20 protein-coding genes are annotated in these 24038 nt (G+C 63.1%); 4 read left to right on the forward strand and 16 right to left on the reverse strand.

All coding sequences use genetic code 11. The features are described from left to right. Positions 1–177 precede the first annotated feature (177 nt). Positions 178–3318 carry an efflux RND transporter permease subunit gene (locus M653_RS0104610; protein ID WP_027142248.1) on the forward strand — a complete coding sequence of 1047 codons (3141 nt, stop codon included), beginning with the start codon at positions 178–180 and terminating at the stop codon, positions 3316–3318. Positions 3319–3393: 75 nt separating this feature from the next. Here the strand turns inward: M653_RS0104610 and M653_RS0104615 are convergent, their stop codons facing one another. From M653_RS0104615 to M653_RS0104690, 16 genes are all read right to left on the reverse strand, one after another. Then, the gene (locus M653_RS0104615; RefSeq protein WP_027142249.1) at positions 3394–5103 is read right to left on the reverse strand and encodes an APC family permease; all 1710 of its coding nucleotides are present in this window, start codon (positions 5101–5103) and stop codon (positions 3394–3396) included. Between the two features lie 253 nt (positions 5104–5356). Beyond that, the gene (locus M653_RS0104620; protein WP_027142250.1) at positions 5357–7726 is read right to left on the reverse strand and encodes an aminomethyltransferase family protein; all 2370 of its coding nucleotides are present in this window, start codon (positions 7724–7726) and stop codon (positions 5357–5359) included. Positions 7727–7868: 142 nt separating this feature from the next. Continuing rightward, entirely contained in the window at positions 7869–8495 is a 627-nt protein-coding gene (locus M653_RS0104625; protein ID WP_027142251.1) for a sarcosine oxidase subunit gamma family protein, read from the reverse strand. Next, positions 8488–11469 carry a sarcosine oxidase subunit alpha gene (locus M653_RS0104630; protein ID WP_027142252.1) on the reverse strand — a complete coding sequence of 994 codons (2982 nt, stop codon included), beginning with the start codon at positions 11467–11469 and terminating at the stop codon, positions 8488–8490. Before M653_RS0104630 ends, M653_RS0104625 begins: the two co-directional genes overlap by 8 nt. Before the next feature lie 226 nt (positions 11470–11695). Continuing rightward, on the reverse strand, positions 11696–11971 hold the full coding sequence (locus tag M653_RS0104635) for a sarcosine oxidase subunit delta (RefSeq protein ID WP_027142253.1): 276 nt from the start codon (positions 11969–11971) through the stop codon (positions 11696–11698). Between the two features lie 14 nt (positions 11972–11985). Next, positions 11986–13239 (reverse strand): sarcosine oxidase subunit beta family protein, encoded by a 1254-nt coding sequence (locus M653_RS0104640; protein ID WP_027142254.1) that lies wholly within the window; start codon positions 13237–13239, stop codon positions 11986–11988. A gap of 38 nt (positions 13240–13277) precedes the next feature. Beyond that, entirely contained in the window at positions 13278–14585 is a 1308-nt protein-coding gene (glnT, locus tag M653_RS0104645; RefSeq protein ID WP_027142255.1) for a type III glutamate--ammonia ligase, read from the reverse strand. A 32-nt stretch (positions 14586–14617) separates the two neighbouring features. Then, a complete protein-coding gene (locus M653_RS0104650) occupies positions 14618–15946 on the reverse strand; it encodes an FMN-binding glutamate synthase family protein (protein ID WP_015318914.1) in 1329 nt (442 codons plus the stop codon). 6 nt (positions 15947–15952) lie between these two features. Further along, positions 15953–16654 carry a GXGXG domain-containing protein gene (locus M653_RS0104655; RefSeq protein ID WP_245262061.1) on the reverse strand — a complete coding sequence of 234 codons (702 nt, stop codon included), beginning with the start codon at positions 16652–16654 and terminating at the stop codon, positions 15953–15955. A 25-nt stretch (positions 16655–16679) separates the two neighbouring features. Beyond that, the gene (locus tag M653_RS0104660; RefSeq protein ID WP_027142257.1) at positions 16680–17576 is read right to left on the reverse strand and encodes a glutamine amidotransferase family protein; all 897 of its coding nucleotides are present in this window, start codon (positions 17574–17576) and stop codon (positions 16680–16682) included. An 84-nt stretch (positions 17577–17660) separates the two neighbouring features. Beyond that, entirely contained in the window at positions 17661–17990 is a 330-nt protein-coding gene (locus M653_RS0104665; RefSeq protein ID WP_027142258.1) for a hypothetical protein, read from the reverse strand. Beyond that, a complete protein-coding gene (locus tag M653_RS0104670) occupies positions 17987–18676 on the reverse strand; it encodes a hypothetical protein (RefSeq protein WP_027142259.1) in 690 nt (229 codons plus the stop codon). Before M653_RS0104670 ends, M653_RS0104665 begins: the two co-directional genes overlap by 4 nt. Before the next feature lie 46 nt (positions 18677–18722). After that, entirely contained in the window at positions 18723–20129 is a 1407-nt protein-coding gene (locus M653_RS0104675; protein WP_027142260.1) for an APC family permease, read from the reverse strand. A gap of 14 nt (positions 20130–20143) precedes the next feature. Further along, positions 20144–20305: a hypothetical protein gene (locus M653_RS1000000135305; RefSeq protein ID WP_027142261.1), complete on the reverse strand. Its 162-nt coding sequence runs from the start codon at positions 20303–20305 to the stop codon at positions 20144–20146. 33 nt (positions 20306–20338) lie between these two features. Next, a complete protein-coding gene (locus M653_RS0104685) occupies positions 20339–20716 on the reverse strand; it encodes a hypothetical protein (protein ID WP_023771056.1) in 378 nt (125 codons plus the stop codon). An 11-nt stretch (positions 20717–20727) separates the two neighbouring features. Beyond that, the gene (locus M653_RS0104690; RefSeq protein WP_027142262.1) at positions 20728–21015 is read right to left on the reverse strand and encodes a hypothetical protein; all 288 of its coding nucleotides are present in this window, start codon (positions 21013–21015) and stop codon (positions 20728–20730) included. Between the two features lie 287 nt (positions 21016–21302). Between M653_RS0104690 and M653_RS0104695 the strand changes: the two genes are divergently transcribed. The 3 genes from M653_RS0104695 to M653_RS0104705 are packed head-to-tail and all read left to right on the forward strand — an operon-like array spanning position 21303 to position 24033. After that, positions 21303–22436 (forward strand): aminomethyltransferase family protein, encoded by a 1134-nt coding sequence (locus M653_RS0104695; protein ID WP_027142263.1) that lies wholly within the window; start codon positions 21303–21305, stop codon positions 22434–22436. Positions 22437–22474: 38 nt separating this feature from the next. Beyond that, positions 22475–23071, forward strand: a complete 597-nt coding sequence (locus tag M653_RS0104700) for a dimethylamine monooxygenase subunit DmmA family protein (RefSeq protein ID WP_027142264.1) — start codon at positions 22475–22477, stop codon at positions 23069–23071. Next, positions 23068–24033 carry a PDR/VanB family oxidoreductase gene (locus M653_RS0104705; protein ID WP_027142265.1) on the forward strand — a complete coding sequence of 322 codons (966 nt, stop codon included), beginning with the start codon at positions 23068–23070 and terminating at the stop codon, positions 24031–24033. The genes M653_RS0104700 and M653_RS0104705 overlap by 4 nt, the downstream gene beginning before the upstream one ends. Positions 24034–24038: the final 5 nt, after the last annotated feature.

A 24038-nucleotide genomic window follows, 5' to 3' on the forward strand; every position in this document is an offset into this window, starting at 1 on the left:
TGTACCCCCGCATCGACCCTCGCGTCCCACCGCGATGAGTGTCTCTCCGCTCGAAGAGCGACGCCGCCCGGAAACCAGTATCGAACGCAGATGATTTCGTTTCGCGCGCCGCGCTTCTCGGAGCACCTTCCTCGAAGCACCAGGGCGCCGGCAACCAAGCAAAGTGGACCACCACCGATGACGACCTCCACTGAAGAAAAGCGGCCCTTCAATCTCTCTCGTTGGGCAATCGGCCATCCCTCGATCGCGCGCTTCCTGTTCGGGCTGATCATCATCGCCGGCGCGCTCGGCCTGATGCGCATGGGCCAGAAGGAGGATCCCGACTTCACCTTCCGGGTCATGGTCGTGCAGGCGATCTGGCCGGGCTCCTCGATCCAGGAGATGGAGGACCAGGTCGTCAACAAGATCGAGCGCAAGCTGCAGGAGACGCCGCATCTCGACTTCGTGCGTTCCTTCACCCGCGCCGGCAGCGCCATCATCACCGTCCAGATCAAGGGCGACACCAACGCTGCCGAAGTGACCGATGCTTTCTATCAGGTGCGCAAGAAGGTCGGCGACATATCAGGCGACCTGCCGCAGGGTCTGCTCGGCCCCTATTTCAACGACGAATTCGGTGACACCTTCATCACGCTGCATTCGATCAGCGGCGACGGCTTCTCCTATCCCGAGCTGAAGAAGTTCGCCATCCAGGCGCGCGATATGCTGTTGACGACGCCTGGCGTCGAAAAGGCGGTCATCATCGGCGACCAGCCGGAAAAGCTCTACATCGATGTCTCGTCCAAGGCGCTGGCCGAACGCGGCCTGACGCTGACCGACGTGCAGAACGCGATCAAGGGCCAGAACAACGTCGACCCGGCTGGTTCCGTCGATACCGGCGTCAATTCGGTGCGCATTTCGGTCGAAGGCGATGTGGCCAAGGCGGCCGACATCCGCGAGCTGCGCCTGCGCGCCGGCGGTCAGGTCACCCGGCTTGGCGACATCGCCACAGTCACTTCGGGGCTGGAAGATCCCTTCCAGCGCAAATACCGCTTCAATGGCCATGACAGCGTGCAGCTTGGTGTCGTCATGGCCAAGGGTTTTAAAGTCACCGATGTCGGCAAGGATGTCGAGGCGACCTACAAGCACTTCGAGGAAGCGCTGCCCTATGGCGTTTCGGTCGACCAGATTTCCGACCAGCCGGGCGTCGTCACGGACGCGGTAGCCGAATTCATGCATGCGCTTGGCGAAGCGCTGCTGATCGTGCTTGTCGTCTCGTTCCTGTCGATCGGCTGGCGCTCAGGCCTGGTGATCGCCATCGCCATACCGCTGGTGCTCGCCGCCACCTTCGCCATCATGTACGAGATCGGCATCGACCTGCAGCGCATTTCGCTGGGCGCGCTGATCATCGCGCTCGGCCTGCTCGTCGACGATGCCATGATCGTCGTCGAGATGATGGAGCGCAAGCTCGAGGAGGGGCTGGTCAAGATCGAGGCGGCGAGCTTCGCCTATTCCTCGACCGCCTTCCCGATGCTGACCGGCACGCTGATCACCACCGCCGGCTTCATCCCTGTCGGCTTTGCCGCTTCGACGGCTGGCGAATATGTGCGCACCCTGTTCTATGTCGTCGGCATCGCGCTGATCGTGTCGTGGTTCGTGGCGGTCTATTTCACGCCGTGGCTCGGCCATATGATCCTCAAGCAGCGCAAGCATGCCGGCAGCCATCACGATGCCTTCGATACGAGCTTCTATCGTCGGCTGCGTGCCACGGTCGGTTGGGCCGTGCGCCATCGCATCATCGTCCTGGTGATGACGCTGGTGACTTTCGGCACCAGCCTTTGGGCGTTCCAGTTCATCCCGCAGAATTTCTTCCCGCAATCGTCGCGGCCGGAAATCCTCGTCGACCTCTGGCTGCCGGAAGGCACCAGCATCAAGGAGGTCGAGACGCAGGCCAAGGCCCTGGAAGCCAAGATGATGGACGACAAGGACAAGCGTTTCATCGCCACCTATATCGGCGAGGGCGCCCCGCGCTTCTTCCTGCCGCTCGACCAGCAACTGCGCAACCCGAACTTCGCCCAGTTGCTTGTCATGGCCAATGACGAGCCGGCGCGCGAGCGGCTGATCGTCAAGCTGCGTACGGTTCTGGCGCAGGATTTCCCATCGATCCGTGCCAAGGTCGACCGCCTGTTCCTCGGACCGCCAACCGGCTGGCCGGTGCAGATGCGTGTCATGGGTCCGGACCGCCAGGAGGTGCGCCGCATCGCCGACCAGGTGAAGGCGAAGTTCCGGCAGGATCCGCTGCTCGGCGCCGTCCATGACGACTGGCTGGAGCCCGTTCCGGCGATGAAACTGGTCATCGACCAGGATCGCGCCCGTGCGCTCGGCGTCACCTCGCAGCGCATCCGCCAGATGCTGCAGGCCGCGATGTCCGGCGCGCCGCTCGACGATTTCCGCGACGGCGAGGAGACGGTATCCATCGTCGCCCGCGAGCCGGATGCCAGCCGCAGCCTGCTGTCCTCGGTCGACTCGGTCTATATCCCGACCGATTTCGGCGGCTTCGTGCCGCTGTCGCAGGTCGCCAAGGTGGTGCCTGTGCTGGAGCAAGGCATAGAGTGGCGCCGCGACCGCCTGCCGACGATCAGCGTGCGCGCCACACTGCCCGACGGCGTGCAGTCCAACGACGTCGTCACCAAGATGTACAAGGACTTGCAGGGTCTGCGTAACGGTCTGGCGCCCGGCTACAAGATCGAGATCCAGGGCGGGGCCGAGGATTCGGCCGAAAGCCAGGCTTCCATCGCCGCCAAGGCGCCGATCATGCTGGCCGTCATCGTCGTGCTCCTGATGATCCAGCTGCAGAACTTCGGCAAGGCGATGCTGGTGCTGGCGACTGGCCCGCTCGGTATCATCGGTGCTGCCGCCGCTCTGCTGATCAGCGGTGCGCCGTTCGGCTTCGTCGCCATCCTCGGCGTCATCGCGCTGCTCGGCATTATCATGCGCAACTCGATCATCCTGGTCGACCAGATCGACCAGGACATCGCCAGGGGCATGGACCGTTCCGAAGCGATCATCGGCTCGGCGGTGCGCCGCTTCAGGCCGATCGTGCTGACGGCGATGACGGCTGTGCTGGCACTGATTCCGATCTCGCGCGCCGTGTTCTGGGGCCCGCTCGCCTACGCCATGATGGGCGGCATTCTCGTCGCCACTGTGCTGACCATCCTTGTGCTGCCGGCGGGGTATGCGCTCTTCTTTGGACGGGAGCCAAAGAAAGCCAGGACCGACGAGCAGGCGCCAGCAGAGATCGAAGGCGTCGACCGGCCGCAACTGGCGTTGGCGGCCGAATAAGAAAAACCGGCCGGTCGATTTGCGACTGGCCGGTTTTCCCTTAATGCAACAGTTGGGCCGCTTGGCGTCAGACCATCAGATGACGAATACCCAATTGGCGATGAGCATGACCGCCACGCCGGCGACCAGCGTCAGATAGGGCAGCATGCCCGCCTTCCTGACCTTTAGATCGGCCGAGCTCATGCCGAGATCGGCCAGCATGTGGTCGGGGAATTTGCCCTTGTCCTGGATGTAGTGGCGGAAGCAGAACACCGGGATGATCAGCGCGGCGGTGATCAAGCCGGCCCACAGAGCCATCGGGTTCCAAACCTTGGCGCCTGCGCCCATGAAGATGGCGTTGACATAGGCGAAGATCGCCCCAATCCCCAACAGCCAGCTAGGCGCTTTCCATGGCCGTGCGATATGGCCGTTGTCGATGCGGTGGATCCAGCCGGCATTGAGGTTGAGGAAGTTGAAGATGATGTAGCCGCAGTTCGACACGGCGAGGATGAAGAAGAAGCTCGTCGCGTCGGCCGAGGCGATAGCCAGCACGATCAGGTTGAAGCAGAGGTCGGTCCACATGGCCCGCGTCGGCGCACCGTGCTCGTTGACGTGGCTGAGATAACGCGGCAGCCAGCCGTCGACCGAGCCTTGGTAGAGCGTGCGCGAGGAGCCGGCCATCGCCGTCATGATGCACAGCACCAGCGCCAGGATCATAAGCATCACCAGGAGGCTATGGATCAGCCTGCCGCCGCCGACCATGCCGGCCAGTGCATCCGCCACGCCGGAGCCGTCGACGATCGGCGTTGCCAGCATGCCGTTCAGGCCCAGCACGCCCTGGAAAGTGAAGGGCACCAGGATGAACAAAAGCATGCAGAGCAGGCCGGAATAGAAGATGGCCTTGAACGTATCGGTGCCGGGGTTCTTGAACTCCGACGTGTAGCAGACGGCCGTTTCGAAGCCATAGGTCGACCACGCGGCGATGAACATGCCGCCGAGCGCCAATGTCCAGCCGGCGATGTTCCAGGAACCGGGTTCGGGTGCGTAGGCGGCGGCCAGCGGCAACAGCGGCGAAAAGTTCGACCAGTCGATCTGGCCGGTGAAGATCGGCACCACGCCGACGATCAGCATCGGGATGATGACCAGCAGGCCGATATATTTCTGCACGCTGGCGGTGCCCAGAATGCCGCGATGCTGGATCGAGAAGATGATCAGCATCAGCACCGCGCCAATGAAGAAGGTGGCGTTGAGCGTGAACGAGACCGGTCCCAGCGTATGGCTCCACAGCGTCCAGTTACGGATTGCTGGTGTCGCGGCGGCCGTCACCGCGGTGATGGCGTCGGCGGGAACCGTTCCGGTATGCGCGGCGATGTAGGCGACGACATCGGGCGAAGTTTCGGTGAACAGCGGCACCGGCGCCAGCGCGTTGATGATATAGGCGGCGGCGATCGAGCAGCCGAGCGACAGCACCGGCGACCAGGCGAACCAGTTGCACCACACCGACAGCGGCGCGATGAACTTGGAATAGCGCAGCCAGGCGGTGGCGCCATAGATCGAGGCGCCGCCGGATTTGTTCGGGAACAGGCCGGCGATCTCGGCATAGGTGAAGGACTGCAGGAAGCCCATGATCATGGACACCGTCCAGATCAGGAAAGCCAGCTTTCCCGTCGTGCCGGCAATGCCGCCGATCGAGAACAGGACCAGCGCCGGAACGCCGCTCGCCACCCAGAAGGCGCCGCGCCAGTCGATATGTCTGAGCAGCTTGCTTTCGGCAGGCTGGTCCAGGACCGTACTTATCGTGCTCATGTCGATGAGTTCCCCTTTTTCGATGTTCCCCGCCAGCGATGCCTCGGCTACGCGAAGCTTGCTCCCCGGCAAATGATCGTTCCGGCCGCAGTGTTTCCACTCAGTCGTATTTTTTTCTTAACAGTGAAGATTGATCCGGCGCGCTTTCACGTCAAGCGATTTGTGAAACCATGCACATCACGCTTGCGCGTGCGGATGAAAAAGCGTCCGGCGGTGGCCGGCGGGCGCTTTGAGAGCCCAAAAAGGGCAGTCGTCAGGAACGTGGTTTGGTCTTTTGCGGATCGTAGTGGGCAAAGGCGACGACCCGGGCTGGCAGCCGCTTGGCATGACCATCGAGCTTGCCGATCTCGACCTCCGTGCCGATTGCCGCGTGGGTGACGTCCAGCCGCGCCAGCGAGATGTTTTTGTTCAGCACCGGCGAGCGCATGCCCGACGTGACGACGCCGATCTGGGCGCGGCCGATATGGACGCAGTCGCCATGGCCGACGGCGACATTGCTGTCTATGTCGAGGCCGACCAGCTTCGTCTGAGGATGGTCCTTGCGCCGGATCAGCGCCTCGCGGCCGATGAAATCGTCGGTCTTGGTCTTCAGCGGCACGGTAAAGCCGATGCCCGCCTCGAACGGATCGGTCTGGTCGGAGAACTCGTAACCGGCGAAGATCAGCCCGGCCTCGATGCGCACCATGTCGAGCGCCTGCAGTCCCATCGGCTTCAACCCATGCGGCTGGCCGGCTTCCCAGATGGCGTCGAACACCTTTTCGGCGTCGCGCGGATGGCACCAGATCTCGTAGCCGAGTTCGCCGGTATAGCCGGTGCGCGAGACGACGACGGGAATGCCATTGCCGCCGCCGATCCTGGCGACCGCGAAGCGGAACCATTCGAGTTCCTCGATCGAGGGCTGCAGCGGGGAGGTCCAGATCACCTGGTTCAGGATGTCGCGGCTCTTTGGCCCTTGCACGGCGATGTTGTGCATCTGGTCGGTGGACGAGCGCACCAACACGTTGAGGCCGAGCTTTGTCGCCGTCTCGCGCAGCCATTCGCCGGAGAGATCGTCGCCGCCGATCCAGCGGAAATTGTCCTTGCCGAGCCTGAGCAGCGTGCCGTCGTCGATCATGCCGCCATGCTCGTAGCACATGGCGGAGTAGACGACCTGGCCGACGCCGAGCTTCTTGACGTCACGCGTCAGCGTATATTGCAGCAGCGCTTCGGCATCCGGACCGGTAACCTCGAATTTGCGAAGCGGCGACAGGTCCATGATCACCGCATCCTGCCGGCAGGCCCAGTATTCGGCAATAGCGCCTTCTTTGGCGAACGAGTTGGCCAGCCAATAGCCCCTGTACTCGACGAAGTCGCGCGTATGTTTGGCAAAGCTCGAATGAAAAGCTGTCTCGCGGGTCATTTTGGGTTCCGAATCGGGCGTCATGCGTCTGGCGATCGCTCGCGAGAATTTATGCTGGCCGGAATAGGTCCGCACATGGATGTCGGTCAGGTCCCAGCCATTGGCCGGCGTCGTGTCGTCGGGACAGGCGGAGGAGACGCAGACGATGTCGGTGAGTGCCTTGAGCAGAACATAGTCGCCGGCTCGCGACCATGGCTCGTCCGACACCATGACGCCATGAGCGTCGATCGCCGTGTTGAAGAAGAAGTTGATCGCCATCCAGCCGGCGCGGGGATTGACGCCCTTGCCGGTGAGCGCGCGGTTGAAATTCTCCGAGCAGTTGGTGTGGCCGGGATAGCCGATGTCGTCGTAATACTTCGCCGCACAGGCGAGCGCGAAGGCGTCGTGCCGGCCGCACGTGTCCTGCACCACCTCGACCAGCGGCTCCATGTCCTGGTCGTAGTATTTCGAATGCAGGCCGGGCATCGGATAGCTCGCGCCCATCAGCGTGCGCGTCGTCGTGACGTCGAGCGGATGGTCGAGCCCCTTGTCCAGCTTGCGCGCCGAAAAACACTGGAAGTCGGTGCACTGGCGCCCGTCGACGTCGATGATCTGCAGATAGTCGCCGGCCTTGACGAAATAAGATTCGGCCGTCGCCGAATGAACGCGCAGATCGAGCACCGGATCGGCCAGTGGATCGGCAAGGCGGGATTCTGTTTTCAGGCGGATTGTGTTGCGCCGCACGATGACGCTGAGCGGCGTCGCCGTGTCGTGGCCGTCGACCAGCATCGGCCCGCCGGGCGCGGCAATCAGCATCGCACCATCGCGCGCTATCGCGAATGCCTGCTCGGCACCGGCCGGAGTGGTGCCGCCAAATACGCGCACAGCCTTGGCCTTGTCGAGCTGAACCTGACGGCGTTCGAGGCCGCGGCGCACAGCCGAAAGACTGTCGTCGTCTTCGGTGAGCAGTGCCTTGATGCCGGCGGCACTACTATTGGATTTGTCACCGAGAATGCCGGGGTCGGTGACGCCCGACTTGTCCCAGGCCAGCAACTCGCAGGCCTGGCCGCCCTCGACATTGCGTACCGTGATCGTATCGCCGGCCTCGACCTCGATCAGCACCGCGCCATTGCCCTGTACGATATAGCGCTCCATGCCGGCCGGCAGCGCGATCTGGCCCGGCCTCAGGATGAGGCTTGGCCTGGGCGGTCCGGCTGTCACGGCGGGGTAGGGCGACTGGCTCATCTCAGCCTTGCGGTTCGAGAAACAAGTTTGCCTGTGCGTGAAATTATTTTAGCAGCAAGAATAGCAGCGGAGCGGAGTTTGGCAAGGCGGAGGGTGGCGCTTCTTCCTTCTCCGCAAAGGGGAGAAGGACAGACGCGCCATGCTACGCCAAGTCCTCCGAATGCCCGATCTCGACACCATACTCGGCACCCGAGTCCAGCATAGTATGCCACAAGCTCTCGGCGAACGTCGCGAACACCAGGACGTTGAACACCGCCTGTCCGTCCCGCGCATCATTGCCGCGCCACAGCGTGACGCTGGTGTGGTCCATCGAGGTGGCTGCCGCGGTTCCGACCGGGAACGCCGCTGGATATAGATCGATCGACGACAGTTTGGCGAGCAGGGCGCGTGCCTTGTCGCCACAAATGCGGATCAACACCCGCGCATGCGACTGGTCCGACAGCGAAGCCGAGGCCGCGAAACCTGGAGCCAGCGACCCCACCTGATGTCTGCCGCCTTTCGACAGCACGAAGAACTGATCCGGTCCCGACCAGATGAGCGTGGCTTCGGCTGCTCCAGCCGTCTTCGGTGTTTCCGGAACCGCTACGCCGAAATGCGCGTTAGCGGCGCTCGCCATCTCGGCCGCCTTGCCGCGTCGCGCCATCACCTGGACGAGATCGAAATTGCGAATTTCGGTCAGGGTGACGCCCCCCTCGCCATGCGCGCCAAACGGTCCCGAAACCAGCGCGCGATGGAGCGGGCTGCGGATTTCCCAGGAAAACTCAGCCACGCTGGCGCCCTCCATCCGGATCGTAGAAGACGGGATTGCAAATCTCGACGTCATAGTCTTCGCCGCGCAGCGGATCGTGCGCATGCACGATCTCGCCGATGCGCTCGCGACCGCGCTCGACAAGCGCAAGCCCGATCCATTGGTCTGCCGTCGGCGAATAGCAGACCGAGGTGATGTAGCCCTGGTCATTGTCAGGCCCGGGTGTCTGCCCCTTCGGAATGATGTGCGCGCCGGAGCGTAGCCGTCGCGTCTTGTCGGTCGGCTTGATGCCGACGACGACCTGCCGATCCGCCGCAACCAGCGCCTCGCGGCCGGCCATGACGCGGCCGATGAAATCTTTCTTGGTCGACATCATCTTGCCGAGGCCGAGATCGGCCGCGGTGGTCGTGCCGCTGAGCTCCGGTCCCGCGACATGACCTTTTTCGATGCGCATGACGCCGAGCGCCTCGGTGCCGTAAGGCGTCACGCCGAACGGCTGGCCCGCGATCATCAGATTGCGGGCCATCGCCTCGCCGTAGCGTGCCGGCACCGAAATCTCGAACGCCATTTCGCCGGAGAAGGAGATGCGGAACAGCCGCGCCCTGACGCCGCCGCGCAACGCGACTTCGCGTGCACCCATGAAGGGGAAGCCTTCGTTGGAAAGGTCTTCCGAAGAATCGACGATCTCTTTCAACAGGTCGCGGGTTTTGGGTCCGGCGATCGAAAATTGTGCCCACTGGTCGGAGACCGAAGTCAGCTGGACATCGAGTTCAGGAAACAGCACCTGCCGGCAGAATTCGAGATGCTGCATCACCAGTCCGGCCTTGGCCGTGGTGGTGGTCAGGAAATAGTGGTCCTCGGCCAGGCGCGACGTGGTGCCGTCATCGTAGACGATGCCGTCCTCGCGCAGCATCAGTCCGTAGCGCGCTTTTCCCACTGCAAGATTGGAGAAGGTGTTGATGTAGACGCGGTCGAGGAATGCGCCGGCGTCCGCGCCATGCACGTCGATCTTGCCAAGCGTCGAGACATCGCAGAAGCCGACGCCGGAGCGCACTGCCTTGACCTCCCGGGTGACGGATTCCAGCCAGTCCTTCTCGCCGGCGCGCGGATACCATTGCGCGCGCTTCCACAGACCAGTGTCGACGAAGATCGCGCCCTGTTCGGCGGCCCAGTGATGCGACGGCGTCAGCCGCGTCGCGTGAAAAGTCTCATCGCGATGATGGCCGGCGAAGGCGCCGATAGCGACCGGCACGTAGGGCGGCCGGTAGATCGTCGTGCCGGTCTCGGGGATGGATTTGCCAGTGACCGCCGCCATGATGGCGAGGCCGGCGACGTTCGAGGTCTTGCCCTGGTCGGTCGCCATGCCGAGCGTGGTGTAACGCTTCAGGTGCTCGACCGATTCAAAACCTTCGCGCTGCGCCAGCTCGATATCGGATGCGGTGACATCATGCTGCTGGTCAACAAAGGCTTTGCCCTTGCCCGCGACATGCCACAGCGGGGTGAGCGAAAAGGCTTGGTCGTCGGCCACCGGCGTGGAGCCTGAACCATTGCCGTGTCCGGCATCACGTGCCGCCGCCGCGCCCGCCGCAAATCCTTCGCGCAGGCAGGCGCCAAGTCCGAAGGCGCCGTTGGCGGCACCCGCGGCAACCATGCCAGGCGGCGCGCCGTCGGGCACGAAGGCGGCGATGTCGTCGCGCCATTTCGGTCGGCCGCGATGATAGGAGGTGAGCCCGACTGCCGGGTTCCAGCCGCCGGAAACGGCGAGCCCATCAGCTTCCACTTCGGCACGTGCGCCGCCGGTGAGCGAGACGGAAATCTTGCGCACGCCATTCTTGCCGCCGTCGATGCCGCTGACGGTGCCATGCAGGACGGGAAAGCCGCTCTTGCTGGCAAGCGAGCGCTGCTCGGGCGCGATTTCCGCGCGCGCGTCGATCACGGCGGCGATCTGCAGCCCGGCGCCGAGTGCCGTCTCGACCGTGCGCCAGCCATCCTCATTGTTGGTGAACAGCGCGATGCGCCTGGCCGGCGCCGCAGCGTAACGTGCGATATAGCTGCGCATGGCGGACGCCATCATCACGCCCGGCGTGTCGTTGCCGGCAAAGACGATTGGCCGTTCGAGCGCGCCCGCCGCGACGACGCAGCGCTTGGCCACGATCCGCCATAGCCGCTGGCGCACCTGGTGCTCCGGCGGCGAGGGCAGGTGGTCGTTGACGCGCTCGATCGCGCCGTAGGTGCCGCCATCATAGACGCCGAACAGCGTCGTGCGCGTCATGATGCGGACATCGGGCATGGCGGCAAGCTCACTGAGCGTGCGCGCAATCCATTCGGCGGCAGGCAATCCGTCGATCATGCCGCCATCGGCAAGCAGGCGGCCGCCGAGGACAAAATCCTCTTCGCACAGGATGACGCGGGCGCCGCTGCGGCCTGCTGCGAGGGCGGCCGCGAGGCCAGTCGGGCCAGAGCCGGCGATCAGCACGTCGCAATGCGCCCAGGCCTTGTCGTAATGGTCGGGATCGGCGATGCCAGCGGCGCGGCCAAGGCCGGCGGCGCGGCGGATCGCCGGTTCGTAGATCGCTTCCCAGAACTTCGCCGGCCACATGAAGGTCTTATAGTAAAAACCGGCGACGAAGATCGGCGCGAACAGCTGGTTGACCGACATCACGTCGAAGTCGAGCGACGGCCAGCGGTTCTGGCTGGCGGCGTCGAGCCCTTCATAGAGCTCCGCCGTCGTCGCCTTGGTGTTCGGCTCGCGCCGTGCACCGCTGCGCAATTCGACCAGCGCATTGGGCTCTTCCGACCCAGCGGTCAGGATGCCGCGCGGGCGGTGGTACTTGAACGAGCGGCCAACCAGCTTGACGCCGTTGGCAACCAATGCCGAGGCAAGCGTGTCGCCTTTGAAACCGGAGAAGCTCTTGCCGTCGAAACTGAAATTCAGCGGCGCCGAACGGTCGACGAGGCCGCCGTCGGCCAGGCGATTGGATTGAAAGGAAGTCACGATGCACGCCTCACAATCGGAAGGTCGGCGCTGCCCCTCATAGCCCTGCCGGGCACTTCGCCCCGTATTGTGACGGGGAGAAGGAGGCTGGCCGCGATGCTGGCTCTCTTCCTGCAACGCTGGCGATTGGCGAAACCGGCGACGGCAGCACCCCTCTCCCCGTCCCTATACGGGGAGAGGATGCCGGCAGGCAGGTGAGGGGCAGCGCCGAGTTCGATAGGAAACCTCATTTCGCGACCTGCCTAGCGCCGGCGCCTGCCGCTGGTTCGACCGCCGAAATCTCGTGCGTCAGCGTGTTGCGGGTGACTTTCAGCCAGGCCCGGCAACCGCCGCCGTGATACCAGTTCTCGTCCATCACGCCGGCGATGTTGTCGCGCAGATAGACGTAATCGTAGACCTCATCTTCCGATGCTCCAGGTGCCGGCCGCATCGGCTTGGCATCGCCGAGATAGGTGAATTCGCCGAGTTCGCGTTCGCCGCAGAAGGGACAGGTGATGCGCATGGTTCCAGCCGCCTTCAGTGCAGGTTCGGTTGGGCGCCCTGGCCCTTTTCGTCGATGACAGCGCCAGACCGGAACCGGTCGAGACGGAAGCGGGCGGCCTCCTCATGCGACTCATCGCGGGCAAGCAGATGGGCGAAGACGAAGCCTGAGCCAGGTGTCGCCTTGAAGCCGCCATAGCACCAGCCGGCGTTGAGGTAGAGCCCGTCGACCGGCGTCTTGTCGATGATCGGCGAACCGTCCATCGACATGTCCATGATGCCGCCCCATTGGCGCAGCAGGCGCACGCGGCCGATCATCGGCATCAGCGCCATGCCGCCCTCGCAGACATCTTCCATGACAGGCATGTTGCCGCGCTGGGCGTAGGAATTGTAGCCGTCGATGTCGCCGCCGAAGACCAGCCCGCCCTTGTCGGACTGGCTGACATAGAAATGGCCGGCGCCGAAGGTCATGACACCTGGAATGAGCGGCTTGATCGCCTCCGAGACGAAGGCCTGCAGCACATGGCTTTCGATCGGCAGCCGCAGGCCGGCCATTGCAGCGACCCGCGACGAAGAGCCGGCCACCGCCATGCCGACCTTACCGGCGCCGATCCTACCGCGCGACGTCTCTACGCCGGTCACCTTGCCGTTGGCGTCCCTGACAAAGCCGGTGACTTCGCAGTTCTGGATGATGTCGACGCCGAGTTCGCTGGCAGCGTGGGCGTAGCCCCAGGCCACGGCGTCGTGCCGTGCCGTGCCGCCGCGCCGTTGCAGCAGCCCGCCCTGCACGGGGAAGCGCGCATTATCGAAATTCAGGAACGGGATCATCTTCCTGACCGCCGCCAGGTCGAGCAGTTCGGCGTCGATGCCGTTGATGCGCATGGTGTTGCCGCGCCGCGCATAGGCGTCGCGTTGCGCGTCGGAATGATAGAGGTTGATGACGCCGCGCTGGCTGACCATCGCGTTGTAGTTGAGGTCCTGCTCCATCCGCTCCCACAGCTTCATCGAGAGTTCGTAGAAGCCGGTATTGCCGGGCAGGCCGTAATTGGAGCGAATGATGGTGGTGTTGCGGCCGGCATTGCCGGAGCCGATCCAGCCCTTTTCCAGCACCGCGACATTTTTGATGCCGAACTCGCTGGCCAGGAACCAGGCGGTGGCCAGCCCATGGCCGCCACCGCCGATGATCACGACGTCATAGCGATCCTTCGGCGCGGCGTCGCGCCAGGTGCGTTGCCAGTTCTTGTGGCCGGAAAGAGCGGCGCGGGCGAGCGAGAAGATCGAGTATTTCATAAAATCATTCCAAGGCCGCTCGCCCTACGCGTTGGAGGTTAGATATCCAGCGTGTGGTCGCGCTCCCACTGCGTGAAGTGCGAAGCATAGGAATTCCATTCCTGGTGCTTGAGCTTTAGGTATGCCGACGAAAATTCCTCACCCAGCGCCGCCTTGAGCGATTTGTCATGGTCGAACTCGCGCAGCGCGTCGAGCAGGTTGAGCGGCAGTTTCGGCGCATCCGTGACGGTATGGCCGAGCTGGTACATGTCGATGTCGTAGCGCTTGCCGGGATCGGCCTTCGAGCGGATGCCGTCGAGCCCGGCGGCGATGATGACCGCCTGCAGAAGATAGGGGTTGGCGGCACCATCGGGCAGGCGCAGCTCGAAGCGGCCCGGCCCCGGCACGCGCACCATGTGGGTGCGGTTGTTGCCGGTCCAGGTCACCGTGTTCGGCGCCCAGGTCGCGCCCGAAATGGTGCGCGGCGCGTTGATGCGCTTGTAGGAATTCACCGTCGGATTGGTGATCGCGGCCAGCGCCGAAGCGTGCTTCATGATGCCGCCGAGGAAGTTCTTGCCCTTGGCGGAAAGACCGAGTTCCATCGAGTTGTCGGCAAACACATTGGTTTTGCCGGTCTCGTCCCACACCGAGATATGGGCATGGCAGCCATTGCCGGTCAGGCCCTGGAAGGGTTTGGGCATGAAGGTGGCGCGCAGCCCATGCTTTTCCGCGATCGACTTGACCATGAACTTGAAGAAGGAGTGCTTGTCGGCGGTCGGCAACGCGTCGTCGAAGGCCCAGTTCATCTCGAACTGGCCGTTGGCGTCCTCATGGTCGTTCTGGTAGGCGCCCCAGCCGAGCGCCAGCATATGATCGCAGATCTCGGCGATGACATCGTAACGGCGCATCACCGCCTGCTGGTCGTAGCAAGGCTTCGATGCCGTGTCGTATTCGTCGGAGATCGCCTTGCCGTCCGGCGAGATCAGGAAGAACTCGGCCTCGACACCGGTCTTGACATGCATGCCGTCGGCGGCTGCCTCGGCGATCAGCCGCTTCAGCGTGTTGCGCGGCGCCTGGCCGACCTCCTTGTCGTCCATGATGCAGTTGGCGGCGACCCAGGCGACTTCCGGTTTCCATGGCAATTGGATCACCGAGTCCGGATCCGGCACCGCCAGCATGTCGGGATGCGCCGGCGTCAGATCGAGCCAGGTGGCAAATCCGGCGAAGCCGGCACCGTCCTTCTGCATGTCGGCGATCGCCTGCGCCGGCACCAGCTTGGCGCGCTGGCCACTGAACAGGTCAGTGTAGGAAATCATGAAATATTTGACGCCGTTCTCTTTGGCGAATGCGGCGAGATCGTTCCCCATTATAGTTCCTCGCTTATGTCTTTGGATGTGTTCTAGAAGCCGTTCTTCCCCGGTATCCAGTTGGTGCCCGCCAGCGGCACGCCGGCCATGGCGGCAGCCTCGATCGTCAATGCGACGAGGTCCTCGGGTTCGAGATTGTGCAGGCTGTTCTTGCCGCAGGCGCGGGCGATGGTCTGCGCCTCCAGCGTCATCACCTTCAAATAGTTCGCCAGCCGGCGCCCGGCGGCCACGGGGTCGACCCGCTTCATCAGTTCCGGGTCCTGCGTGGTGATGCCGGCAGGGTCTTTGCCCTCATGCCAGTCGTCATAGGCGCCTGAGGTGGTGCCGAGTTCGTTGTACTCCGCCTCCCAGCGGGGATCATTGTCGCCGAGCGCCACGAGTGCCGCCGTGCCGATCGACACCGCGTCGACGCCGAGCGCCAGCGCCTTGGCGACATCGGCGCCGTTGCGGATGCCGCCGGAGACGATGAGCTGCACCTTGCGGTGCATGCCGAGATCCTGCAGCGCCTGCACGGCCGGCCTGATACAGGCGAGCGTCGGCTGGCCGACATTTTCGATGAACACTTCCTGCGTCGCCGCCGTGCCGCCCTGCATGCCGTCGACCACCACGACATCGGCGCCGGCCTTCACCGCGAGTGCCGTATCATAGTAGGGGCGGGCGCCACCGACCTTGACGTAGATCGGCTTTTCCCAGTCGGTGATTTCACGCAATTCGAGGATCTTGATCTCGAGATCGTCCGGTCCGGTCCAGTCGGGATGGCGCGAGGCCGAGCGCTGGTCGATGCCTTTCGGCAGCGTCCGCATCTCGGCGACACGATCGGAAATTTTCTGACCAAGCAGCATGCCGCCGCCGCCGGGCTTGGCGCCCTGGCCGACGACGACTTCGATGGCATCGGCGCGGCGCAGGTCGCGCAGGTTCATGCCATAGCGCGACGGCAGGTATTGATAGACCAGTTGCTTGGAATGACCGCGCTCTTCCTCGGTCATGCCGCCATCGCCTGTCGTGGTCGACGTGCCCGACAGCGTCGCGCCGCGCCCGAGCGCTTCCTTGGCCGGGCCGGATAGCGAGCCAAAGCTCATGCCGGCGATGGTGATCGGGATCTTTAGTTCGATCGGCTTCTTCGCATGCCGCGACCCCAGCACCACTGACGTGTCGCAGCGCTCGCGGTAGCCTTCCAGCGGATAGCGCGAAATCGAGGCGCCGAGAAACAGAAGATCATCGAAATGCGGCAGCTTGCGTTTGGCGCCGGCACCTCTGATATCGTAGATGCCGGTTGCCGCGGCGCGGCGGATTTCGGAAAGCGTGTAGTCGTCGAAGGTCGCGGATTTGCGCGGCGTCGTCGGCGGGTTGCGATAGGTCATGCTGCCTCAATACGCGTCGGCGTTGTCGATATTGAAATTGTAGAGCGTGCGCGCCGAGCCGTAGCGCTTGAACTCCGACGGCTTGACGCCGGTCACGCCGGCGCGATCGAGCAGACCCTGCAGCAACTCCAGATGCTCGGGCCGCAACTCCTTGGCAATGCAGTCAGCGCCCAGACTGTCGACCTTGCCGCGCACGAAGAGCCGCGCCTCGTAGATCGAATCGCCCAGCGCGTCGCCGGCATCGCCCAGAACCACGAGATTGCCGGACTGCGCCATGAAGGCCGACATGTGGCCGATATTGCCGTGCACGACGATGTCGATGCCCTTCATTGAGATGCCGCAGCGCGACGAGGCATTGCCTTCGATGACCAGCAGCCCGCCCTTGCCGGTGGCGCCGGCATATTGGCTGGCGTCGCCCTTGATGACGATGGAACCCGACATCATGTTCTCGCCAACGCCCGGGCCGGCCGAACCATGCACGGTGATCGTGCTGCCCGAATTCATGCCGCCGCAGTAATAGCCGACGCTGCCGCGCACATCGATGCTGACGGGCTGGTCGACGCCGACGGCGACCGAATGGCTGCCTTTCGGGTTGAGCACTTCCCACGCCGTCTCGTTCGAGCCGGGAGCCAGATTGTGCAGCGCCTGGTTGAGTTCGCGCAGCGACAGGACGTCGAGGTCGAAGACGCGCGCATGGCTATCGCGCATTGCCTTGGAGGTTGCCGGCATGAACTCAATGCTCCCAGAAATAGACGGTTGCGGGCTCCGGTTCCCAGACCTTCGCATTGTCTATGCCGGGCAGTTTGGTCAGCGCGCGATATTCCGAGCCGAAGGCGACATACTGGTCGGTCTCGGCCATCACGGCGGGCTTGCAGGCGATCGGATCGCGCACCACGCCAAAACCGTTCTTGGTGCCGACGACGAAGGTGAAGAAGCCGTCGAGGTCGGAGAGCGTGCCTTCCAGTGCCTCGCCGAGGTTCTTGCCATGGGCCATTTGCGAGGAAAGGTAGGCGGCCGCCACCTCGGTATCGTTCTCTGTCTCGAATTTCATGCCTTCGCGCACCAGCTCGCGGCGGACATTGTTGTGGTTGGACAAAGAACCATTGTGCACCAGGCACTGGTCGGCACCCGTCGAGAAGGGATGCGCGCCCATCGTCGTCACCGCCGATTCCGTCGCCATGCGGGTGTGGCCGATGCCATGCGTGCCGGTCATCTTGCGGACATCGAAGCGCTCGACGACAGCTTCGGGCAGGCCGACTTCCTTGTAGATCTCCACCGCTTCGCCGGCGCCCATGATGCGGATGTCGGGCCTGAGCGACTGGAGGGCTTCACGCGCCGCGTCGACTTTGTCGGGCGTGGTCCTGACCACCGCGTGTGTCGATTTGACCGCAATGCTCACCGGCGCTCCGAGAGCCTTGGCGAGTTCGGCGTCCAGGCCGCGGAAATCGCGTTCCGGCTTCGGCGACTGGATGGTGATCTTGGCCTCGTTGCCTGATGTCGCGCCATAGATGGCGATGCCGGCGCTGTCAGGGCCGCGATCGCTGAGCGATACCAGCATCTCCGACAGCATAGCGCCGAGCTTCGGCTCCAGCGCCTTGTCCTTCAGGAAAAGTCCAACGATTCCGCACATGTCAGCCTCCCGACGTTTGTGACTAGAGATGATGTACCGAATGAAATCCTGGAATTCAATGGGATGAAAAAAATTTTCCTCTGATTACGTATGCGGCTCAATGCCACTCTGCGTATCATCGCCCTGCGGTCGGGCATTATGAGCCCATTTGGCGGTACGGATGCGGGCGATCTTGTAGGCGTCGAGGATCGACAGCGCATAGATCAGAAAGCCGCCCGCATGACGGCCGACGAAGCTCGCATCCGGCGGCGAAATCTTGGCGGTCACCCAGGCCAGGATGACCATGAAGAAAAGGAACTGCAGTCCGCGCACGGGGACGCCAAGAATGACATGACCGCTTGCCGGCAGCACGATTGCGGCGCCCAGGACGAGATAAGGGCTCACGGGTGCCGGCGATGTGTTTGAAGTGCTCATGCCACCTGCCGTTCGCTTTGGTTGATGGCGTCCCGCAGCTTCGAGAGAGATACGAGCAGCCGCTCGATCAGCGTCGCGTCGATCCGCGTGTCACCGAACGCGGCTTGCCGGAAGACGCCGTAGCGTGCCCGCTCGGCCTCGGCCAGCAGCCACACGATGCGCACTCCGTTTGGCGTGATCAGCAGCTCCTTGGCGCGGCCATCCGCAAAGGTTTCAAGATGACCGGCGATGATGCCTTGCGGGAAACGCGTGCCTCTGCGGTCCGTCCGCAGCACCGCTTCGGCTGGAAATCCCGGAGCTTTCGGCAGCGTATGGTCCAGATGATCGAAATTGGAGAAGGTCGTCGGTGAGCCCGGCCGCATCATCATATCGAAAATGGCTGACACCGCGACCTTCTCGGTGATCGAAACACTAAGCCAGCGCGCCGGCAGTTTCCGCGTCGCCAGCGTGTCGATGATGGTGCGCAACTGGACGCGCTGGCCGTTCCATGATCCTTCCCAGGTGATGACGCCGGCGGTGCCGTCCGAGACATTGGCCGTGTCCGCGACGACGGCGCGAATGCTGGCCTCGTCGGCGGCGAGCGCTGCCGAGGCCCTGTCGCGGCTGCGGCGTGCCAGCCACGCAAAGTGAAGGACGAGAGCCAGGACAATTGCCCCGGCAAGCAGTGCTGATGTCACTTCGGACATTTTTTTCGTGCAAGGCCCGTCCAGACCCTGGGCGGGCCTACTCCCATCAATAGCCCTGCGGTTTCGGCCACGGCATGGTGAACTGGTCGCCACGCCGCACGAATTTATAGCGGTAGAAATGGAACCACAGCGAGATTAGGAAATAGAAGGCGACCATGGCGATCAACTGCGAGCCGAAGCCGAGGAAGATGGCGAAGAAGGTCACCACGCACAGGCAGAACAGGACGATTGCCGGCAGCGGATGGAAGGGGTGCGTGTAGCCGCGGCGGATCGAGCCCAGCGGCCACTTCTTCCTGAACATCATGATGTTGATGCTCATGAAAGTGTATTGCAGCACGCCCGACAGGATCGAGAAGGTGATCGCCTGGTTGAGATCGGCGATGAAGGCGAAGGCCAGTGCGATCGGCAGCAGGAACAGGATCGACCGGTAGGGCGTGCGGTATTTCGGATGGACCGCCGAAAACCAGCTCGGCAGATAGCGGTCGCGGCCAAGCGAGAACCAGGCGCGCGCCGCGTCGTTGATGCAGCCATTGGCGGAGGCAAGCGCGGCGAGCAGCGTCGCTATGAACAGAAGGTTCTCCAGCAGCGGGCTTCCGGTCAGCTTGCCGGCATCCCAGAGCGGATAATAGGTGATGCCGAGATATTCCCAAGGCATCAGCGAGGCGCAGACATACCAGGTCATGGCGGCGGCGATCAGAAGCGTGATCATGCCGGCCATGGTGCCGTAGGGCAGCGAGCGTGCCGGCGAGCGCACTTCCTCGGCCGCCTGCGTGGTGCCTTCGATGCCGAGATAATACCAGATGCCGAACTGGAAGGCGGCGATGACGCCGATCCAGCCATAGGGCAGCGCGTTGCCTGGAGTGACCAGTTCGTTAAGCTTCAGCACCGCGCCTTGCGTCCAAGGGCTGACTGAGAAGAACAGGATGACGATCGAGACATAGGCGATGGCCGTGATGACGAAGTTGACGTTGAGCGTCATCAGCACGCCGCGATAGTTGAGCCAGGCCAGAACCACGATGGTGGCGGCGATGAAGGAATTGTGGGTTAGCCCTTCGACTCCCGCCTTGGCGACGATGGTGTCGCCGAGCAGGATGGCGTCGGACACTTCCAGCATCGTGTAGGCAAAAACCAGGAACAGCGCGACGTTGAAGGCCATCAGCGGGCCGACGATGTGCTTGGCCTGCGCATATTGGCCGCCGGCGGCGGCCACCGTCGACGTCACCTCGGAATCGATCATGGCCACAGAGGTGTAGAGCAGCCCGACGACCCAGCACACGATCAGGGCCGCCAGCGCGCCGCCCTTGTCGGCCGAGAAATTCCAGCCGGTGAACTCGCCGACCAGAACGATGCCGACACCGAGCGCCCAGACATGGGCCGGGCCAAGCACCCGAAGCAGCGATACCCGGTCGCCGTGAATTGTGGTGGTCGTGGTGTTTTCAAGCGCGACCGTCATCGATCAATCCCCACTCAGATCCGGTGTTTTTCGGAAACGGCTTCAAGCTCGCCTTCGCGCGACGAGGTCAGAACGTCCTCGGAGTAGTTCGTATCGACCTTGAACCAGTCGTAGAGCATCCAAAGCGCGAGCACGATCGAGATGCCCCAGCATGCGTAAGAGAGTGCCACCCACATGGTCGTGTCTCCAAAATTCTTCGTCGTCAAACTCTATTTGTCGTCGAACTTTTCGTTGATGACATCGCGATATTCGCGGTCGGATGCCCGGAACAGGAACACGAAATAACCGATCAGCACGGCCGCCATGATGATCAGCGTCGGCCAGTCGATGATGTAGTGGAACCGGTTCTGGATGACGTCGTGAGCGGTCTCCGGCGTATAGCCGAGCTTTTCCCAGATCGACGCCATGGTCGGATTCTGCCCGAGCGCTTCCCAGGTCTTGGCATCGAGCGCATCGATGGATTTCGCGGCACCGGCAAGACCAAGCTTCAGCGGGAGCCACAGCGCCACGAAGATGGCGACCACGACAACGGCGATGTCGAAGACTTGCCCGGCCTTGCTCTGCTCCGGCGGCGTATAGCGGGACATTGTTTCTCCCCTCAGGACTTGCGGTTGCGGGATGCGTCGGCGTTCTTGATGTCGAGCCCGTAGATGAACTCTTTGTCTTCCTTGTAATGTTTGACCATCGCCAGGATGGCTGCCGTGTTGAAGATGAGCACCGCGGCGGCGGCAATGGCGACAACGGCCTTGATGCCGCCCTGCGGAATGTATGGCCACGTCATGAAGAGGACGAAGAGGATCGTCGCCCACAAGCAGACGATCAGGAGCGCGGATCCGCGCAAGTCGGAGCGGTACAGCGCCTCGATGCGCTGCTGCAGGTCTGACATCGTTTTTCCCCTTCTTTGCCGACGTCCGGTTCCGAATCCACCGCCCGCCGCTCTCTTTCAAGAGAGTGAAATTTTTTTCATAAGTTCCGCCCGAATCTCGGACTTGTCAAGACCAATTTACGTGGCGTTAACCGCTCGTTTCGAGTGAACAATTTTGCCTGACAATGAAATTATTTGCTTCAAGGGGATTGCAGGCTTCCCGCGTTTGCGGTCAATATTCCATCCAAAGCTCCGGCCTCAGGCAAAGGAGCAGGGAACAGCAGGATTTTCGAACGGAGGACGAGCGGATGACGGCATCCTGGAGATTTTCAACCCTGGCGGATCGCCATCGCGCTCTGGGGTCGAAACTCGAAGACTGGAGCGGTATGGGCACCGCCTGGACCTACGACAAGGATGCCGATGAGGAATATATCGCCATCCGCACCAAGGCCGGGCTCATGGATGTTTCCGGCCTGAAGAAGGTGCACATCACAGGGCCGCACGCCTCGCATCTCATCGACCTCGCCACAACGCGTGACGTCGAAAAAATCTATCCCGGCAAGTCGGCCTATGCCTGCATGCTGAACGAAGCGGGAAAGTTCACCGACGACTGCATCCTCTACCGCACGGGACCGAATTCCTGGATGGTCGTGCACGGCTCGGGCACCGGCCACGAGGAACTGCAGCGGGCGGCGATGGGCCGCGACGTGTCGCTGCGCTTCGACGACAATCTGCACGATTTGTCGCTGCAGGGGCCGGCGGCGGTCGACTATCTGGCCAAGCACGTGCCCGGCATCCGCGACCTCAACTATTTCCATCACATGCAGACGCAGCTGTTCGGCTTCCCCGTGATGATCTCGCGCACCGGCTATACCGGCGAGCGCGGCTACGAGATCTTCTGCCGTGGCCAGGATGCCGGCACGATCTGGGACAGGATCCTCGACGAGGGCAAGGGCGCCGGCATCATTCCGTGCCGCTTCACCACCCTCGATATGCTGCGCGTCGAGAGCTACCTCTTGTTCTACCCCTATGACAATTCGCAGAAATACCCGTTCGAGAACGAAGGCCCCGGCGACACGCTTTGGGAACTCGGCCTCGACTTCACCGTCAGCCCCGGCAAGACCGGGTTCCGCGGCGCTGAAGAGCACTATCGCCTGAAAGGCAAGGAGCGCTTCAAGATCTACGGCGTCCTGCTCGACGGCAAGGAGCCGGCCGATGAAGGCGCTCCGGTCTATCGCGACGGCAAAAAGGTCGGCGTGGTCACCTGCGCCATGTATTCGCCGCTGGTCGAGAAATCGATGGGCATCGCCCGGCTCGACGTCGACTGCGCGGTCAAGGACACCAAGCTCGAAATCCGTAACAAGAGCGGTTCCATCAAGGCGACGGCGCAGCCCTTGCCGTTCGACGATCCCAAGAAGACCAAGCGCACGGCGAAAGGCTGAGGCATAATCGACGAGGGGTTTCGAGGCACAAAGACAGAATGGCAGCCAAGACCATCATCAGCCGGCCGATTTACGGGACCCTGTCTCCGCAGCCCGGCACGCATCATCTTTTCCTAGCGGATGCGGAAGGCGCGCTCGCGATAACGGACATGGCCGCCAGGGCTCCGGGCGGGTTCTTCGACGGGGCCGAAATCGTCTTCATTCCCGGTCCTGACGGCCAATACGTTGCCGCTCTCGAAGCGTTGAAGCCGGCGCAACTGCACATCGCGCCGTCCTTCGCCAGCCTGCTGCCACGTCTGAGGCAGACGCTGACCAACGCGCATATGGGTCTGCGCCTCTATCTCGCCGGCACCGAAGGGCTGATCGGCCAGGCCATGCAGGTGGCGCTCGAAGCCGGCATCGATCATACCTCCATGCAGACCGAGCATCGCGGCTCGCTGGCAAGGCGCATGCAGTGCGTGCACTGCAAGGGCATCACCGAGAATGTCACGACCCAGCCGGCGACCTGCTCGCATTGCGGCCTGCTTCTGTTGGTACGCGATCACTATTCAAGGCGTCTCGCCGCCTTCCAGGGCGTCTGCATCAATGCCGAAGATCGCAGTGAAATTCCTCCCATGGAGGAGATCTTTCGATGAGCGCCGGAACCACCAAGCTCGACGTCGTCGTCAGCGATGTCGTCCCGGTCAACGACCTGGTCACCCGTTTCCATTTTCGCCGGCGTGATGGTGAGCTGTTGCCGACCTTTTCCGGCGGCGCCCATGTCGTGGTCGAGATGCGCGATGGCGAGCGCACAAGGCTCAATCCCTATTCGCTGATGGGCTCGCCGCTCGACACGCGCGAATACACCATCTCGGTGCGCCGCGACGATGTCGGTCGTGGCGGCTCGCTGTTCATGCACAGGTCGGTCAAGCCGGGCCTGGAGATGGTGATCAGCTATCCCGTCAATCTGTTCTCACTCGATCTCAGGGCCAAAAAGCACCTGATGCTGGCCGGCGGCATCGGCATCACGCCGTTCATGGCGCAGACCGCCCAACTTGCGGGCGAAGGCGGCAATTTCGAACTGCACTACACCTGCCGCACCGCCTCGCTCGGCACCTATGCCGACGTGCTGCGGGAGCGCTACGGCCGTCGAGTCAGGCTCTATCACGATGACCGCGAGGAACGCATAGAGCTCGACCGGATGCTGTCCTCGCAGCCGCTCGGCACGCATCTCTATGTCTGCGGCCCCGCCGGCATGATCAACTGGGTGCGCGACCGTGCTGCCGCGCTCGGCTGGCCGCCGGAGACCGTGCACTACGAGCACTTCGCGGCGCCCCAGCCCGGTCTGCCGTTCGACGTGACCCTTGCCGTCAGCGGCAAGACCATCCGCGTCGGCGAGCAGCAGAGTCTGCTCGAAGCCATCGAAGCCGCCGGGGTCGATCCGCCCTATCTTTGCCGTGGCGGCGTCTGCGGCCAATGCGAGACCAATGTCATCTCGTGTGACGGCAAGTTCATCCACAACGACCATTGGTTGAGCGAGGAAGACCACCGTTCCGGCAGGAAGATCATGCCGTGCGTGTCGCGCTTCGAAGGCCGGTCGCTGGTGCTGGAGCGATAGAGCAT

It is taken from the genome of Mesorhizobium sp. WSM3626 (assembly GCF_000513935.1).
GTDB lineage: Bacteria > Pseudomonadota > Alphaproteobacteria > Rhizobiales > Rhizobiaceae > Mesorhizobium > Mesorhizobium salmacidum.